This is a genomic window from Sulfurimonas iocasae (assembly GCF_047716755.1).
Classification (GTDB): Bacteria; Campylobacterota; Campylobacteria; order Campylobacterales; family Sulfurimonadaceae; genus Sulfurimonas.
In genome coordinates this window covers 243,412-258,732 of record NZ_CP180409.1, presented here as the reverse complement: position 1 = coordinate 258,732, position 15,321 = coordinate 243,412, and the positions used below count along the sequence as shown (strand labels likewise).

Below are 15,321 nucleotides of genomic sequence, written 5' to 3'. Positions count from 1 at the left end.
GATAGTTTTTACTCTAGATTCAGTAGTCTTTGATAACAGGCTTTTGTATTTTCACCTGTGATTTTACTTATAAGCTTTGCCTGTGCTTTTCTAGGCAAGTCAAGTTCTAAGATGTCATTTTGACTTATAGCACTGCTAGCATATGCACTTGAGGCTTCTAAAACTACAACCCATTCACCTTTATGGTTACCTGCTAGTTTATCTGATATTTCTTTTGCAGTTCCATGAAAATAGTTTTGAAATTTTTTAGTAAGCTCTTTAGCTAAAAAGATTTTACGTTCACTTGCTTCTTTATCTATTTCTGATAGAAGTTTTTCAAGTCTATGTGGTGATTCATAAAGAATAGTTGTATATCCATTATGTAGAGCTTCTTGCAGTCCTAAACTTCTACTGCTTCCCTTGTGATCTAAAAAACCAAAAAACAGCATCTGAGTCTCTACAAAGCCACTAGCCACAAAGGCAGTTAAAACAGCGTTAGCACCGGGAAGTACATCATATTTAACTCCATTGTCAATGCAGTATCTGACTAAAGCTTGTCCAGGGTCACTGATTCCAGGCATTCCTGCATCTGAGGCATAAACAATATTTTGTTCAAAAAAAGATGGTTCTAATTTTTCAACAAAAGATTTTTCATTATGTGAGTGAAGTGATATAAATTGCTGGTTTTCTTTAAAAACGGTGTTGTAGCGCTCTTTTAAAATATGAATGAGTTTTTTTGTAACGCGAGTGTCTTCGCAAAGTAGAATGTCGGCTTCACTTAGAGCTTCGATAGCTCTAAGCGATATGTCGCCTATATTTCCAATGGGAGTTGGAATAAGACTTAGCAAGAAAAATTCTTGACTATTTCTTAGCGTAACGTGCGTTAAATTTCTCGATACGACCTGCAGTATCTACCATTCTTTCAGAACCTGTGAAGAATGGGTGACATTCGTTACAGATATCAATACGCATAGCGTCTTGTTCGCTTTTTGTTTCAAAGCTATTACCACATGCACAAGATACAGTACAAGTTACTAAATTAGGGTGAAGATCTTTTTTCATTTTTTTGCCTTTTGATACGCGATTTGTATACGCACATCTATATATTTTTTTAATCCGTATGGGTGCGGATTTTTATCAAGTCGAATTGTAGCTAAATTTTTCTTAATGTTAAAGTAAAATCCGACTTGCTACAGCTATAACAGCACTTTCAGAGCGAAGAACCATAGGAGTGTCAAGTCTAAAAACTTCTTGAGCTTTTAAAAATTCTCTCTCATTTTGCGAAAAACCACCCTCACAACCTATGAGAACTCTTTTAAAATTAGCATTTGATTCTAAAATATTGTCACAAAAGTCAAAAACTTTAGTATCGGGAAACTCTTTTATAAAATCTTCAATACTTTTATATCTATCAAACTCTATATAAGAACTTCGTCCACACTGTTGCATAGAAGCCTCAACTATTCTATCAAATCTTTTAAAATCAAGTTTAAAGTTTTTTTGACTTCTCTCACAGCTAATAAAAGAGATTTTCTCAACTCCTATCTCACTGAGTGACGCTAATACTTTTTCTATAGATTTAGAATCTATTACACACCAGGCAATATGTAAGCTTTTTTTACTTTTAACCTCGTTAACGGATGATGATACTAGCTCCAAATTCAGTGTTCTTGCATCAACGTCTACTATCTCATATTTGTAGAGTATTTTTATATTATTCGGATTTCTAAAAGAGATCTCATCGCCCTTGATATGACGACGGACTTTTACAAGATATTTGTGCAGTTCTGCTCTTATATTTAAACTATCTTTACCGGCATCATCGTGAAGTATATATATCATATCTAACGAATCCACATCCAAATTGAAATAGCTAAAACAAGAACTATTTCTATTTTTATTATTTTAAATGCATCGACCTTATGAAGAGTCAATGCATTAGCATCACTCTTATCTAAACCTTGCAGTTTCTTTGATCTTGTGTTCTCTAAAACTATTAACACCACTGCAAAGATTATCATTAAAACATTTTCTATAGTAAAATTTAGATGTTTTGCTGCCATCATAACGATGCCCGTAAAGATTACCGTACCTAGGACTGTCATAGAAATAGGTATAAACAGGCTCATAGTTCTTTCATATTTTTTAATATTCTTAGCTCTTAAAAGCATTATAATATTGATTAAAATCGTTCCTAAAATTCCGATAACACTATAGTTGTGTATTACGATGCTCATATCATACATTTCTTTCATTAGAAGCCTTCATTAGCATGCAAAATGCTTTAGGTTTAAAAGTTTAGCTAACTTAGCATCACTCTTAAATGAATACGTATCATATCTAAAATCTTTATTATTAAAAACTCTAAATTTATTTTATCATTTATGGGGAATCAGATATTTTAACATTTGTATAGTGTGTGTTTTTATAAATTTTTACCAGTATGAAACTAAAGATAAAAGCCATAAGCAAGCGTATGCTAATCACTACCCAAGCGTTGGCGCCAAATATTACAAACAAAAATGTATCTTCAATAATAGCATGAGCAATCATCAAAAAAGTTCCTATATAAAATATATCTACTTTACTTAAGTGCCCTTTTTTAGATTCATTTATCAAAATTCCAGCACCATATGTTATCCCTAAAATAAGACCTGTAATGATGGAGAAAAAAGTGTTTGCTTTCTTTTGATACTTCTGAACTATCTTGGTTGACTTTATATAATTCATTAAAAAGATTATAAGAGTAACTAAGACAATAACCTTCAGAGATAGATAGCTAGCATTAACAAAAGAGTTTTGTAACATCTCTGTAAAACTATTGTACTTTAGCGCAACATTTGTTGTTGCTAAAGATGCACTGCCATTAAATAACTCTTTTGGCAGTAAAGTTATAGGCAAGACTGATAAAAATGCTATAGATACTCTTAGAACTGCAGAGTAAATATGAGAAATACCGAGTTTTTTCATAATAGTATTTTCAACAACAAGCGAGTGAGCCACACCTAAAAATGTTGCTAAAATTGTCCATTCGTAGGCATTTAATCCGAGTGGTGCTAAAAAAGCAATAGCAGCATAAAGATTAAACAAGATACCCGCAGCGATTCCTAAAGCAGCCTCAACAGGCAAATTTAACAAACTTGTAACAGGTTCAAATAAAAAAGATATATATTTTAAAACATCAAAATACAGAAGTGTATCGGCCAATATGAAAAGAGGGATGATGAGTTTTAAGACTAACAGGGCACTTTTTATGGATGAGTGGAGAGTCTCTTTTAAGTTAAACATTAAGTACCTCTGTGTTAAGAATATGTATTATTTTAAAAAGAGAGGGAAAAAATATCTCCCTCCTTTATTTATTAGAAACTCAGATAATAAATAATTCTAAAGTCATTTTGGTCTACATATGGATATGTACCAGCGACTGCTGTTTCTTCAGCAGCAGATGATTCATTTTTAATGGAGTATCTCACTCTTAACTTTGAAATATCATTTATAGCATAGTTTGCATCAAGATTAAACTCACTATAATCATCTTTTACCTCATTTTCATCCGCTGATACATCAACATAACCAAGTTTTATGCTCAACCCATCCATAGGTTTTATAGTAACTTGTCCACCAAAAGCTGTACTTGGTCCATAGTTACTATATCCCTGCTGCCAATCTGAATACATTGGACCCGCTTCTACGGCTTTGAAGTTATTATCAGAGATTTTATTATAGAGCAACGCCAAATCAAACATACCAATAGTTGTTCCGATTTTTGTACCATACATCATTGAATTATTACCAGTTTTGTAGTCATTTCCGCCATACTGAGCTTTTAAGTATGTATTTGTTCCAACTGCAACCAGATTATAAGCAAAATCAGCATATCTATAATCAGCAACACTGATATCATTAGTCACACCTGCATCAGTATATGTGTCAGAAATTGTCCCAATATACTGAGCTGTTAAACTTAAATTTTCAATGCTTTTATTTGTCAAATATATATATGCAAGGCCATCGTCACCCCATTTGCTTTTGTTGTCTAAAAAGTTATTGTCTTTAGATGTAAAACCAGTATATCTTCTTACAAAACCAGCTTCAACAGTCGTATCAGGTAAATCTGTATTTTTTACAATATATGCTTCATAAGCAGATGGTAAAAGACGTAAATCATGGTCGTTCATCAAAGGAGTGGAGAGACGCTGTCTACCAAATTTAAACATTGTCTTACTAATGCTATATTCTAAGTAAGCCTCACCAAGAAAAGCTAAATCTTCTCCTGTGTTTCTTTCTAAAATAGAAGTCCCGACTCCTTCCTCTCTTGAATAAAAACCTAAGCTATGGCTTCCGTAGTAAGCAATACCGGCTTTCAAGCCTTTGTAATCGTCGCTCACATACTTCATGATACCACCTGCAGTAAGAGCAGTTGCATTGTCTTTTGAAGTACCAGTCAGATGTTGATCTGAAAAACTTCTGTCAAAATAAAAAACTCTGGAATCAACTGTAAACTTACCAGTTTTTAAAGAATCATTTATTGTTTGGGCAGCTTGAACTGCGCCTGCAATTGACATAACCGCTACTGCGGATAATATTATTTTTTTCATTTTTAGATTCCTACTATTATTTTTTTTGTTTTATTTTTTTGCATAAAATATACTATAGCATAAAGCATAAAACCTACTACATATGACAAATACTCATCTCCAAGCATTAACCACTTTGCGGTCATATTTGGTATAAGCATAAATGGCACAACTGCTAACAATAACACTCTCTCAAACATAGATGTACGTGTTAAAACCCAACCTTGCGTTGCTGAAGAAAAAGCGAACATTCCCACAGCCGCTGTAAAAAAGATTAGCGCTATCTCTACGGGATTTGTAATCCACTGCCATAAAGATGGATTGTTGGGATCTAGCGAATCAACTCCAGAAATAAGAAGTAATTTGTTGTTAAAAAAGAATGCAAAAGGGAGTATTGCAGTTCTTATATCATAAGCAAAACCTTGCAGTCCTGTTTTTATAGGATCGCTTTTTGCTATTCCGGCGGCCGCATAAGCGGCCATTCCGACAGGAGGGGTATCATCTGCAAGTATTCCAAAGTAAAATACAAACAGGTGAGCCGCTATTGCCGGAATAATATAACCTAAATCTCCAGAAAGGCTCATAATAATTGGCGCAGTTAAAGACGCCATAACTATATAGTTGGCTGTTGTCGGAAGTCCCATACCAAGTATGAGTGAGACTATAGCCGTAAAGAAAAGTACAGCAACAATATAACCGCCGGACAAATCTGAAATAACTTCCGCTAAAACAAGCCCGATGCCCGTTAGTGTTACAGAACCAACAACGATTCCTGCAACACCTGTAGCAATAGCGATAGGAACCATATTTTTAGCACCATTTATCATACCGTGACCAATATCACTAAATCCGCTCATAAAGACAGCTGAAGTTAACTTTTTGCCTTCTAAAAATGCATAAACCGGTCTTTGAATAACCATGATAAGCATCATAAAGATGATAGCGTTGAAAGCTGCCATCTGCGGAGACTGTCTAAGTATAATAAGTGTATACATCAGAAAAAATATAGGGATAATATAGTGAACCCCACTCTTAAAAACAGTAAATGCCTTAGCTAACTTTGAAGGATCTTCACCCTTAAGTCCCAGTTTTTTTGCTTCTAAATGTACAATATAAAAAAGTGCAAAATAACTTACAAAGGCTGGAATAGCTGCCGCCATAACAACATCTGTATAATTAAGACCTAAAAATTCTGCAATAATAAAAGCTGCCGCTCCCATAATTGGAGGCATAAGTTGACCATTGGTAGAGGCTGCAACTTCAACTGCTGCCGCTTTATGTCCAGGAAAACCCAACTTTTTCATTAAAGGAATCGTGAAAGTACCTGTTGTAACCGTATTGGCTATAGAACTTCCTGAGATAATCCCCATCATCCCCGATGCTGCTACAGACGCTTTTGCCGGTCCTCCATCGTATCTTCCCAAAAGAGCATATGCCAAATCTATGAAATATTTACCAGCTCCAGCGCGCTCAAGAAGAGCTCCAAAAAGAACAAACAAGAAAACATAACTGGCACTTACTCCTAAAGGTACTCCGAAAATACCCTCAGTAGTAAGATACATCTGCCCAACTATTTTATTTATGCTAGCACCCTTATGCGCAATTAAATCAGGCATATACTGCCCTAGATAATCATAGAGCATAAAAATCACTGCAATCACAGGCAATGCCATACCTAGAGTACGCCTTGCCGCTTTTAAAAGCAGAAAAATAGTTCCTAATCCCATGACAATATCAAGATGTGACCAAGAGCCGCTTCTAGCGTTGAGTGCATCATAATTTATGAAAATATATAAAGCCCCAATAACAGCTAACGGGGCTATAATAAAATTGAACCAAGGGATAGTTATCATAGTCTTTTGTGTTCTAAACATAGGATACATGGCAAATGCCAAAGCAAGTGCAAAAGCGAGGTGAAATGACCTTATAAAAACACTATTCGTCGGGACAACTACAACATAAATTTGATATGCCGACCATATAAATGCAATAATAGCAATAAGCCAGTATTGCCACGAACCCTCTCTTAGGGTTCTTTGACCTTCAAGCTTCTCCGTAAGCTTTTCTTCTGTTTCGATGAACTTTTCGTCAATATGCTGAGTCTTATTCATATTTTTCCTTTTTTTATCTGAAGAAGATTTATTTTATAAGACCAGCTTCTTTAAATGCCTTTATTGCTCCTGGATGCTGAGGAACAGCTAAACCCTCTAAAAGTGATTGTTTAGTAATTGTTTTATAGGCAGGGTGAAGAGATTTAAATTCTTCAAAGTTGACTAAAATCGTTTTTGTAAGTTCATAAACAAATTTATCATCAATAGTGTCTTTTGTAACTAAAACTGCTTTTACACCAATACTTGGAGTATCATGTTCAACACCTTTATAAAAAGTTCCAGAAATAATACCTTTTGCATAGTAAGAGTATTTAGCTACTAAATCATCAATTGGTTTACCTTCAATTGCAATTAAGTCGATGTCTACAGAGTTTGCAGCATCCATGATGTTTGCAGTCGGATGACCAAATACACCAAAGTAACCATCAATTTTGTTGTCTTTTAACATCGTTGGGCCTTCTGATGATTTTAACTCATTTGCAAGTGCTAAGTCAGATTTTTTTATACCAAATGCGGCAAAAACTATCTCTGTTGTCATTCTTGTACCTGAACCTGCAATATCAATATTTAATTTCTTACCTTTTACATCTGCTAAGCTTTTAATACCAGATTCTTTGTTCACCACAAAAGCTAAAAGTTCAGGATAAATTGCTATAACTGATCTTAGACCTTTAACAGGCTTGCCTTCAAAGCTCCCCTCTCCCATGTATCCTTGATACGCTGTATCACTCTGAGAAATACCAAAATCAAGTTCACCCTCGTTGATTACGTTAACATTATAAACAGAACCGCCAGTTGATTCCACAGAACATCTGATACCTGTCTTTTTTTTATTGAGATTCATCATTCTACAAATAGCGCCACCTGTCGGATAATAAGTTCCGGTTACTCCGCCAGTACCTATTGTAATAAATTGTGTAGCAAATGCCGGTACACTTAAAGACAAGACTAAACCTAAACCTACGATTTTTTTACTGTTAATTTTCATAAAAGACTCCAGTTATTTGTTTAACTAATTTTGTAGCTAACCTTTGAATTTTAATCTAGTCAACTGTGGTTAACCTTAATAACAATCTTTATATTAATTATTTAAGTAAAGTTTAATAGTATCTTTTTCTGTTATAAATAACTTATTTTTTCTAATACTAAGTTACCTATTTATATTTATATGCAATACTACTCTTTACAAAATGATAAAAAAGAAGAGACATGGCAGTAACTATTAAACAAGCACTTGACCTTATCTATAAAAACACTACAAAAAAATCATTAAAATTATTACCAATAGAGCAAGCATTGGGCTCTATCTTAGCCGAAGATATTCATGCAACTCACAACCTCCCACCTTATGACAATTCTGCAATGGATGGATATGCTGTAAAAGTCTCAGATGCTCAGACTTGCGTAAAAGTACATCATACTATTTTTGCTGGAGACAATTCTCATGAATCACTTGAATCAGGATATGGCATAAAGATTATGACTGGAGCAAGAATTCCCGAGGGGTGTGAGTGTATTGTTCCAGTTGAGAATACTACGGAGTGTAAAGAGGGTGTAAAACTGCCAGAGGGTTTAGCACAAGGCAGACACATTCGTCTTTGTGGAGAAGATATCAAAAAAGGCGAACTTCTTTTAAAAAGTGGACAAAAGCTACAAGCTCACCAAATCACACTCTTGGCATCTCAGGGGATTAGCCATATCAAAGTACATAAAAGACCTCGCGTTGCACTCTTTGCATCTGGAAATGAACTTAAGATGCACTTTGAAAATGTAGAAGCATATCAACTATATAATACAAACACTCCAACACTGCTTTCAAGAGCTCAAGAGCTTGGATGCGAGGTAGACTTTATAGGAACAGCTAAAGACTCTGTGCAAGATTTAAAAGCGCATATAAAAAGTGCACTAAACAGTGACCTTATCATAACTTCTGGTGGAGTAAGTGTTGGAGATGCTGACTACACAAAAGAGTCCTTTAGCGCTTTTAATATGCAAACATATTTTGACAAAGTTGAGATAAAACCTGGTAAACCCACAACTTTTGGACGTATCAATGAGACATTAGTTCTAAATCTTCCTGGAAATCCACTCGCTGCAGCATTAAACTTTGAACTGTTTGGGCAAAGTATCATCTTAGCATTGAGCGGTATCAATGAAAAATTTATCAATCCAATTGAAACAAAAATGAAGAATGATTACAAACTAAAAAAAGGTCGTATCACTTTAGTTCCTGGGTATTTTGATGGAAGCAGTTTTGAACCATGCATAAAGTTTGCACCAGGCATGGTATCTCCGCTTGCATCTTCAAATTCTTATATCATGGTAGATGAAGGCGTTGAGTTTATAGCTTCAGAGGATAGTGTTAAAGTGATTCCTATAAGATTTTGCTTTTCTAACGAAAAAGAGAGAAATTTAGTAAGCTGCTAAACACTTGTAGGATTTATAAAACTTTCACCTCTTTTTATTTTTTCCCAAAGCTTGGCATCTGCCCAATTATTTTTAACTTCATCAGAAAATATTATAGAATCTAGCTCTATGTAGCCCATATCTTTTGAGTAGGCATCATAGCTGAAAGCTTGTGCATATCCAGTATCAGTTTCATGTACTATAACACTGTTTAGTTTTACTTCTTTTTCGCCATTAACACTGTTTGTTAATTGCAGTAGCCTATCTATCATAACAAAAATCACACGTGAGAACTGCTCACAAGATGGAGAAACCGGAAGTTCTACCCATCTCTGTGAGTGTTTTTTCATATCTTTTATATATTCTTTGTCATCTCCATCCCAAATAGTAACGCCATGATCAAAGCTCTCAACTAAAGCCTTCATATTTTGCTTCATAAGTCCAAAATCATAAACCATTTGACCATTATCTAAGAAGTTAGATTCAAAAAGTAGCTCAACTTTGTATGAATGTCCATGCAGAGAACTTCTACACTTTAGAGTTGAGCATCCACGAACTATATGAGCATTTTCAAATTTAAAAAGTTTTCGTATTATCATGGATTAAACTCCCTTGTTCTGATCCCAAATTCTTATGTGAAGTCTATCAGAAAAATTATAACCTTTAGCTTTACAAAATTCAATCAGTGGTTCTGTATTTGCTTCTACTTCAGCTTTACTGCCACCAAGAGGCATACAGTAAACTTCAGTTTTTGGAGAGTGCAGAGTAATATTAAATATCTCTTCATCAAGACCTAGATTAATCGAGTCTGCATCTATAGAAAATTTAAAAAATGCCTCTTTAGCATTTGAAGCTATAGAGTAAATAACATCACCATTTACTCTTTTTCTAAATGGCTCATTTGAGTTTGAGAGTTTTACAGATAAAGCAAAAATACACTCTCTATATATAGGGTACTTTTCAAAATCAACTGCTATTGAACCATTTGTCTCAAAAGTAATCTTATGTCCATCTTTATGAAGTTTTTCCAAGAACCCTACAAATATCTCTTCATTTGCATATATAAGAGGTTCACCACCAGTTAGAACTATATCTACAGGTTTTTGTGGGAGTTCGTAAAAATCTAAAACGTTTAAAAGCTCCCTAGTCTTTTGTATAGGACTCCAGTTAAAAGAAAAATGTTCTTTATTTACTGCATATACAGTGTCACAACCAAGTATTTTGGTTCCATCAGGTGCTTCTTCTTCACATCCAAAACCTTCGCACTTCATGTTGCATCCGCCAAAACGGAAGAAAAGAGAGGGTACACCTGTATAACGACCTTCACCTTGGATGCTATAAAAATGCTCTACAAGGTATAACAATCAGCCACCTGTTTCGTAAAAGGCGCGAGTTGAAACTTCTGCATCATCACCACCCCATCTGTTCTTCTCAGGCTTTGTTCTAACAACTTCTCTTAACACCTCTGCTGCTTCTTTAATGTCACCAGCTTTAATAGCCTTAGATATGCTTAAAGATTCATCAAAGTATAAACATGGGATAAGATTACCCTCTGCTGTAAGTCTTATACGGTTACACTTCTTACAAAAATCATCTTCATATGGTTCTATTATTCCAAACCTATAACCGTCTTTCATAGTGTAATAATGCGAAGGAGAAGAGCCATCAAAGCCATCATCCTTAAACTCATATTTAGAGCCTAAAATCTCTAATAGCTCATTTGATTTAAGACCTTTTATCTCTTTAGATGCAAAAGAATTTTCCATGTATTCTATAAAACGTATGCTCATATTACGTTCTTTACAATACTCTAAAACATCTATAATTTCTTCAGCATTAACTGTTTTCATTGGAACCATATTAACTTTAACTTTTAGTCCAACTTTCAAGGCTTCATCAACACCTTGCAGTACATTTTTTAGTACATCTTTTTGTGCGATTTGCTGTGCGATTTCTGGCTTAAGAGTATCTATACTTACATTTATGCGTTTAAGTCCAGCATCTTTTAGCTTCTGAGCTGTTCCTTTTAAAAGGAATGCATTTGTAGTCATAGCTAAATCAACATCATTCTTGTAATCATAAATCATTTTTATGAATTTATCTAAATCTTCTCTTAAAAGTGGTTCACCGCCAGTGATGCGGATTTTATTTACACCTTCATCTATAGCTATTTTCATAAATTCAAAAAGCTCTTCAAAGCTAAGAAGGTTCTCTTTTGGAACCCAAGAAAATGGTTTCTCAGGCATGCAATATTGGCATCTAAAGTTACAACGTTCTGTCACTGAAACTCTTAGATAGTCAACTACTCTATCATAACTGTCTATTAGCATCTGATTACTTTTCTAGTATATTGGCTTTAAGAATTTTAAACTCTTCATCACTAATAATACCTTTTTCTTTTAAAGAGTGAGCTTTCATAATCTCCTCAGTTTTTGACACTGTTGCAGGTACTACAGTAGGTGCAGGTGTAGCTTTAACTTCAAAAGATTCTGTCTCTTTAGGATTAACAAACTCTGTAATGATGTTTTCAGTAGACTCAACAGATGAACCAGCCAGTCCAGTTTTAGATATCTCATCTAAAGCTACAGAATTGTTTACTTGATGAAAATCAAATACACCACCTTCTAATGTTTTTATTTTCAAATAGTAAATTTGTCCATTTTTTAAATCCATATTAAGCACTTTTTCTTGAACTTGTTTTTTTGTAGCTGAGATAGACATAGCTTGGGGCTTGAGGTTTAATACTATGTATTCACCCTCTTTTATTCTTTGCATATATGGTTTGTTGTTTATACGGATGCTGTATTCTGGGTCACTTGTACCATCATCTGCTATAACTTGTTCAAGCGAATATATATATACTAAAGCTGCATTTTCAAGTGGTTCTTGTTTTTTAAATTGTGCTCTATTTCCACATGCTGTGATTAGGAGTAGAATAATTGTAAGTAAAAGTATTTGAATGATTTTCATGAAGTTCTCTCTCTTTTAAAATTAAGGAGATTATATCATAAAGTTTTTGGATTATTATAAATAAAAGAGGTATTCCCACACATAAAGCGTGAGAATAAGTTTGTTTTGCGACGTATTATTTTTCTTTTAAGCTAAGTGCTTATTAGAAAGCGTAACGAGCCCAAACACGAACAACATCTTCCGTTGTTGCGTCAGTATTAGTAACAAGTAAAACAGGAGCACCACCTTTATCAAACGAACGGTTAATATATGATGCAAAATATTCAACACCTGCTGCTTTAACTTTATAGATTAGATCAAACTCAGCATAATCAATTTCAGAACCTTGAAGATTAGATTTACCAGCTGCAGTACCTGCGTATTGAGCTATAATTTTACCATAATCACCAGTATTATAAACAGCTTTAATCATATATGTATCTGCATCTAAAGCAATTGCATTTTGATTATAAATCATCTGAGTAAATAGAGGAGTTTTAACACCAGTACCTGTATTTTTCACAGCTACATTCTCTTTGTTGTCATCACCATCAACTGATGTGAATGCTGCACATAAAGTAAGTGCTTCAATTGGTGCTAAACCAACTTTAACACCAAAAGCAGTTGTATCACTAAATTTTACTGCAGTACCCAATTGACTGTCTGGACTGATTTGACCAGCTTGAAGACCTACTTTAAGACCCATTGGTAAATCTTTTCCAGCAATTGCAACATCACCCCAAAGAGCAGTTGCTCCAATATCATAGTTAGGAACTAAATCAGCCGTTGCAGCTGAATCAACTTTAGCTAAATCATAATATGAAGCAGTAACTGTAGTCATTGGAATTGATTTATTTTGAACAGTCAACATATATGCTGTACCACCAACTCCTGTTGTACCAGCCGATGTTACAGCATTTAAACTATTAAATGTAGAAAAACTACCACCTGTAGAGTTATTGCTTTGTCCAACGTATGCACCAACTACTAAAGTATCTGGAATATCACTATTTACAAGTAAAGCAGCTTCAAAAGTATTTTTAAATACATTCCAACCCTCAGAGAATGCTAGAGGAGAAAGCGACATAGGAAGTTCTTGACGACCAATCTTAACTGTAGTATTAGCAATTTTCTTTGCAATAAAAATCTTAGTTAATGCAATTTCATCAGAGATATCTGTCATTGCAGTAGCACCAGTAACACTTTGTCTAGTACCTGAAACCAAATTTTTCTCTAAACCTGCAGTACCTAAATAAGAAAGCTGTGAACCGAAAGTGAAGTTATTTTTAAGGTCAGCATCTAAGTTTAACTGAATACCAACATTTGCTTGTGAATTACCTTGGTCAAATAATTCCTCATTTGTTGTACCATTCCCAGCACTAGTTTCATAGTAAAGCACCGCTTGACCAGTTGTTACTATATCTATGCCCTTATCAGCAGCTACTGCTGATGTTACGATTAGCGACGCTGCCGCTAAAGAAAGTAAAGTTTTTTTCATTCTAATTCTCCTGTTTTTTTAAAATGTTACCACTAACTAGAAGTGATAACAGAGTAACAGAAACTGTTCCTCCACTCTCACTTCCCAATATGTGATAAATTTTGAGACTACACATTGTACATAGGTAATTTTTAAATTAAGTTTAAACCATGTATTTTATTGGCTTATTGTTTACTTTTGTGACTTAATAGAATAAGTAAAGGGTATTTTAAGGGTTTTTATGAGAAATAGTTACATAATGATTGATAAACTTAAGCCAAAGAATTAATTTGATATAATCAGTTCATGAGATTTAGAAATATAAAGAAACAACAAAAGAAGGGCTCGGATGAGCCTAAAGTAAAATATGTGTATGCAAGATATATAGATAGAATAAAAGCATTTATTACTGATATGTTTATGATTTATGCTCCTATACTATATGTCACAGCTTATTTTATAATGGATGGAAAGAATGATTTTCAATCATCAGAGTTAGCACCACTGCTTGGGGTAACCTTGTACGGCTTAATATATGCACTATTACTAAGTAAATTTGGACAGACTCCAGGTAAGAGAGCTTATGAGATTAAAGTTCTTGATGACAAGACTGGTAACTATATTGGCTTTTTTAAATCACTTTTTAGATTTGTAGCATTTTTATTTACTGCCTCTACACTTTTAGGCCTTTTTCTTCCATTTTACAGAAAAGATAGAAAAGCTCTGCATGACTTAATATGCGGAACTATTGTTGTAGTTAAAAAGAAATCACATTAGAAGAAGAAAATTTGGCAAAAAAAAAGGCCAAGACAAAAAGTCTCAGCCTTTGAATGTTCAAGGTGGAGCAAAAGAGATTGCTCTCTTTTGCGGGACTTACTTTAAGTCTCTCCATACTTGTTTTTTCCAAAGAAAAGCAAAGATAGCGAAGATAATGATATAAATCATTACACTCTTACCAATTTCTTCTCTTTCATGACGCTTAGTATCACCAGCATCTTTCATATACTCAATAACTTTAGCAGCAGTATCTGCAGTTACACCAACACGTGGCATAGCTGTTCCAGCTAAGTAGTTTTGAGGATTTTCTACGAATGTAGACACATAGTGTTCATTACGAGAACGAATATACATACTTAAATCTGGTGGTAATTTACCCATATAAGCTTTAAGTGAGTCTTGATATTCTAAGACTTTAATCTCAAATGCCAATTCATCTTTTTTATGCTTAAATCCTGATTTAGTACCAATTTGAGTCCATTTTTCATAACTAACAGCATGACATCTACCACAAGCATTTTCAAATGCCATTTTAGGTGTAACATCAGCAGGGCTAACTGCAATTGACTGTAAGTAAGCTACCATATCTGCAACTTCTTGATCTATGTCTCCGCCCATACCATAGAATGGTACCATTGGGTGCATTTGACCTTTGTCTGCATCAAATTTGTGCTCAACTTTAAGAGCGTGTGCAGGGTTTTTAATTAAGTCTGCTAAGAATTTAGCATCATAAATAGCACCAGCATTGCTTAAATCCGGTGGATTAACACCATAGCTTTGAGCTGCCATTATTACATCCATTGGAGCAGGCATTCCAGCTTTTTCTATTGAGTGACAGCCAGCACAACCAGCATTTGCTACTAATTCTTTACCGTTTGCAGCATCACCTTTTTTATTTAATGCAGGTAAATCTGCATATGCGAAATTTTCACTCTCTACTTGCTTGTGCATTACATGATGAGCGTATGGCTCAACAAGATAGTAAGTTACAAGTGTAAAGAAAATAACGACTGCTAATATTAATGGTTCTTTATTTTTCATATCT

16 protein-coding genes are annotated in these 15,321 nt (G+C 34.3%); 2 read left to right on the top strand and 14 right to left on the bottom strand.

What is annotated here, in order from left to right; all coding sequences use genetic code 11:
• Positions 1-8 precede the first annotated feature (8 nt).
• The 8 genes from rsmI to ACLHDE_RS01380 all read right to left on the bottom strand — a co-directional run bounded on the left by rsmI (position 9) and on the right by ACLHDE_RS01380 (position 7,655).
• The gene (gene rsmI, locus ACLHDE_RS01415) at positions 9-827 is read right to left on the bottom strand and encodes a 16S rRNA (cytidine(1402)-2'-O)-methyltransferase (protein ID WP_415397376.1); all 819 of its coding nucleotides are present in this window, start codon (positions 825-827) and stop codon (positions 9-11) included.
• Between the two features lie 13 nt (positions 828-840).
• Positions 841-1,041 (bottom strand): 50S ribosomal protein L31, encoded by a 201-nt coding sequence (gene rpmE / locus ACLHDE_RS01410; RefSeq protein ID WP_415397375.1) that lies wholly within the window; start codon positions 1,039-1,041, stop codon positions 841-843.
• A gap of 108 nt (positions 1,042-1,149) precedes the next feature.
• Positions 1,150-1,821 carry a 16S rRNA (uracil(1498)-N(3))-methyltransferase gene (locus tag ACLHDE_RS01405; RefSeq protein ID WP_415397374.1) on the bottom strand — a complete coding sequence of 224 codons (672 nt, stop codon included), beginning with the start codon at positions 1,819-1,821 and terminating at the stop codon, positions 1,150-1,152.
• Between the two features lie 2 nt (positions 1,822-1,823).
• On the bottom strand, positions 1,824-2,234 hold the full coding sequence (locus ACLHDE_RS01400; protein ID WP_415397373.1) for a hypothetical protein: 411 nt from the start codon (positions 2,232-2,234) through the stop codon (positions 1,824-1,826).
• Between the two features lie 127 nt (positions 2,235-2,361).
• The gene (locus ACLHDE_RS01395) at positions 2,362-3,267 is read right to left on the bottom strand and encodes a nucleoside recognition protein (protein WP_415397372.1); all 906 of its coding nucleotides are present in this window, start codon (positions 3,265-3,267) and stop codon (positions 2,362-2,364) included.
• A gap of 71 nt (positions 3,268-3,338) precedes the next feature.
• On the bottom strand, positions 3,339-4,577 hold the full coding sequence (locus ACLHDE_RS01390) for an OprD family outer membrane porin (RefSeq protein WP_415397371.1): 1,239 nt from the start codon (positions 4,575-4,577) through the stop codon (positions 3,339-3,341).
• Positions 4,578-4,579: 2 nt separating this feature from the next.
• A complete protein-coding gene (locus ACLHDE_RS01385) occupies positions 4,580-6,667 on the bottom strand; it encodes a TRAP transporter permease (protein ID WP_415397370.1) in 2,088 nt (695 codons plus the stop codon).
• A 28-nt stretch (positions 6,668-6,695) separates the two neighbouring features.
• Entirely contained in the window at positions 6,696-7,655 is a 960-nt protein-coding gene (locus ACLHDE_RS01380) for a TAXI family TRAP transporter solute-binding subunit (RefSeq protein WP_415397369.1), read from the bottom strand.
• A gap of 221 nt (positions 7,656-7,876) precedes the next feature.
• On the opposite strand from ACLHDE_RS01380, the gene glp reads away from it, so the two are divergent.
• On the top strand, positions 7,877-9,094 hold the full coding sequence (gene glp / locus ACLHDE_RS01375) for a gephyrin-like molybdotransferase Glp (protein WP_415397368.1): 1,218 nt from the start codon (positions 7,877-7,879) through the stop codon (positions 9,092-9,094).
• Here the strand turns inward: glp and ACLHDE_RS01370 are convergent.
• The 5 genes from ACLHDE_RS01370 to ACLHDE_RS01350 form a co-directional block, all read right to left on the bottom strand.
• Positions 9,091-9,672: a 6-pyruvoyl trahydropterin synthase family protein gene (locus ACLHDE_RS01370; protein ID WP_415397367.1), complete on the bottom strand. Its 582-nt coding sequence runs from the start codon at positions 9,670-9,672 to the stop codon at positions 9,091-9,093. The genes glp and ACLHDE_RS01370 overlap by 4 nt on opposite strands.
• A 3-nt stretch (positions 9,673-9,675) precedes the next feature.
• The gene (locus tag ACLHDE_RS01365; protein WP_415397366.1) at positions 9,676-10,437 is read right to left on the bottom strand and encodes a 7-carboxy-7-deazaguanine synthase QueE; all 762 of its coding nucleotides are present in this window, start codon (positions 10,435-10,437) and stop codon (positions 9,676-9,678) included.
• The gene (gene moaA / locus ACLHDE_RS01360) at positions 10,438-11,403 is read right to left on the bottom strand and encodes a GTP 3',8-cyclase MoaA (protein ID WP_415397365.1); all 966 of its coding nucleotides are present in this window, start codon (positions 11,401-11,403) and stop codon (positions 10,438-10,440) included.
• A gap of 4 nt (positions 11,404-11,407) precedes the next feature.
• Entirely contained in the window at positions 11,408-12,043 is a 636-nt protein-coding gene (locus ACLHDE_RS01355) for a hypothetical protein (RefSeq protein ID WP_415397364.1), read from the bottom strand.
• Positions 12,044-12,185: 142 nt separating this feature from the next.
• Complete coding sequence (locus ACLHDE_RS01350; protein ID WP_415397363.1) at positions 12,186-13,520, bottom strand: hypothetical protein; 1,335 nt, start codon at positions 13,518-13,520, stop codon at positions 12,186-12,188.
• A 285-nt stretch (positions 13,521-13,805) separates the two neighbouring features.
• Between ACLHDE_RS01350 and ACLHDE_RS01345 the strand changes: the two genes are divergently transcribed.
• Positions 13,806-14,276, top strand: a complete 471-nt coding sequence (locus tag ACLHDE_RS01345) for an RDD family protein (protein WP_415397362.1) — start codon at positions 13,806-13,808, stop codon at positions 14,274-14,276.
• Positions 14,277-14,372: 96 nt separating this feature from the next.
• On the opposite strand, the gene ACLHDE_RS01340 is transcribed toward ACLHDE_RS01345, so the two are convergent.
• Entirely contained in the window at positions 14,373-15,317 is a 945-nt protein-coding gene (locus ACLHDE_RS01340) for a c-type cytochrome (protein ID WP_415397361.1), read from the bottom strand.
• Between the last annotated feature and the right edge of the window lie 4 nt (positions 15,318-15,321).

Bases quoted from the DNA above. Each gene is read 5' to 3' on its own strand.
- rpmE (WP_415397375.1), bottom strand. From the start codon at position 1,041: ATGAAAAAAGATCTTCACCCTAATTTAGTAACTTGTACTGTATCTTGT.
- ACLHDE_RS01405 (WP_415397374.1), bottom strand. From the start codon at position 1,821: ATGATATATATACTTCACGATGATGCCGGTAAAGATAGTTTAAATATA.
- ACLHDE_RS01400 (WP_415397373.1), bottom strand. From the start codon at position 2,234: ATGAAAGAAATGTATGATATGAGCATCGTAATACACAACTATAGTGTT.
- ACLHDE_RS01395 (WP_415397372.1), bottom strand. From the start codon at position 3,267: ATGTTTAACTTAAAAGAGACTCTCCACTCATCCATAAAAAGTGCCCTG.
- ACLHDE_RS01390 (WP_415397371.1), bottom strand. From the start codon at position 4,577: ATGAAAAAAATAATATTATCCGCAGTAGCGGTTATGTCAATTGCAGGC.
- ACLHDE_RS01385 (WP_415397370.1), bottom strand. From the start codon at position 6,667: ATGAATAAGACTCAGCATATTGACGAAAAGTTCATCGAAACAGAAGAA.
- ACLHDE_RS01380 (WP_415397369.1), bottom strand. From the start codon at position 7,655: ATGAAAATTAACAGTAAAAAAATCGTAGGTTTAGGTTTAGTCTTGTCT.
- glp (WP_415397368.1), top strand. From the start codon at position 7,877: ATGGCAGTAACTATTAAACAAGCACTTGACCTTATCTATAAAAACACT.
- ACLHDE_RS01370 (WP_415397367.1), bottom strand. From the start codon at position 9,672: ATGATAATACGAAAACTTTTTAAATTTGAAAATGCTCATATAGTTCGT.
- moaA (WP_415397365.1), bottom strand. From the start codon at position 11,403: ATGCTAATAGACAGTTATGATAGAGTAGTTGACTATCTAAGAGTTTCA.
- ACLHDE_RS01355 (WP_415397364.1), bottom strand. From the start codon at position 12,043: ATGAAAATCATTCAAATACTTTTACTTACAATTATTCTACTCCTAATC.
- ACLHDE_RS01350 (WP_415397363.1), bottom strand. From the start codon at position 13,520: ATGAAAAAAACTTTACTTTCTTTAGCGGCAGCGTCGCTAATCGTAACA.
- ACLHDE_RS01345 (WP_415397362.1), top strand. From the start codon at position 13,806: ATGAGATTTAGAAATATAAAGAAACAACAAAAGAAGGGCTCGGATGAG.
- ACLHDE_RS01340 (WP_415397361.1), bottom strand. From the start codon at position 15,317: ATGAAAAATAAAGAACCATTAATATTAGCAGTCGTTATTTTCTTTACA.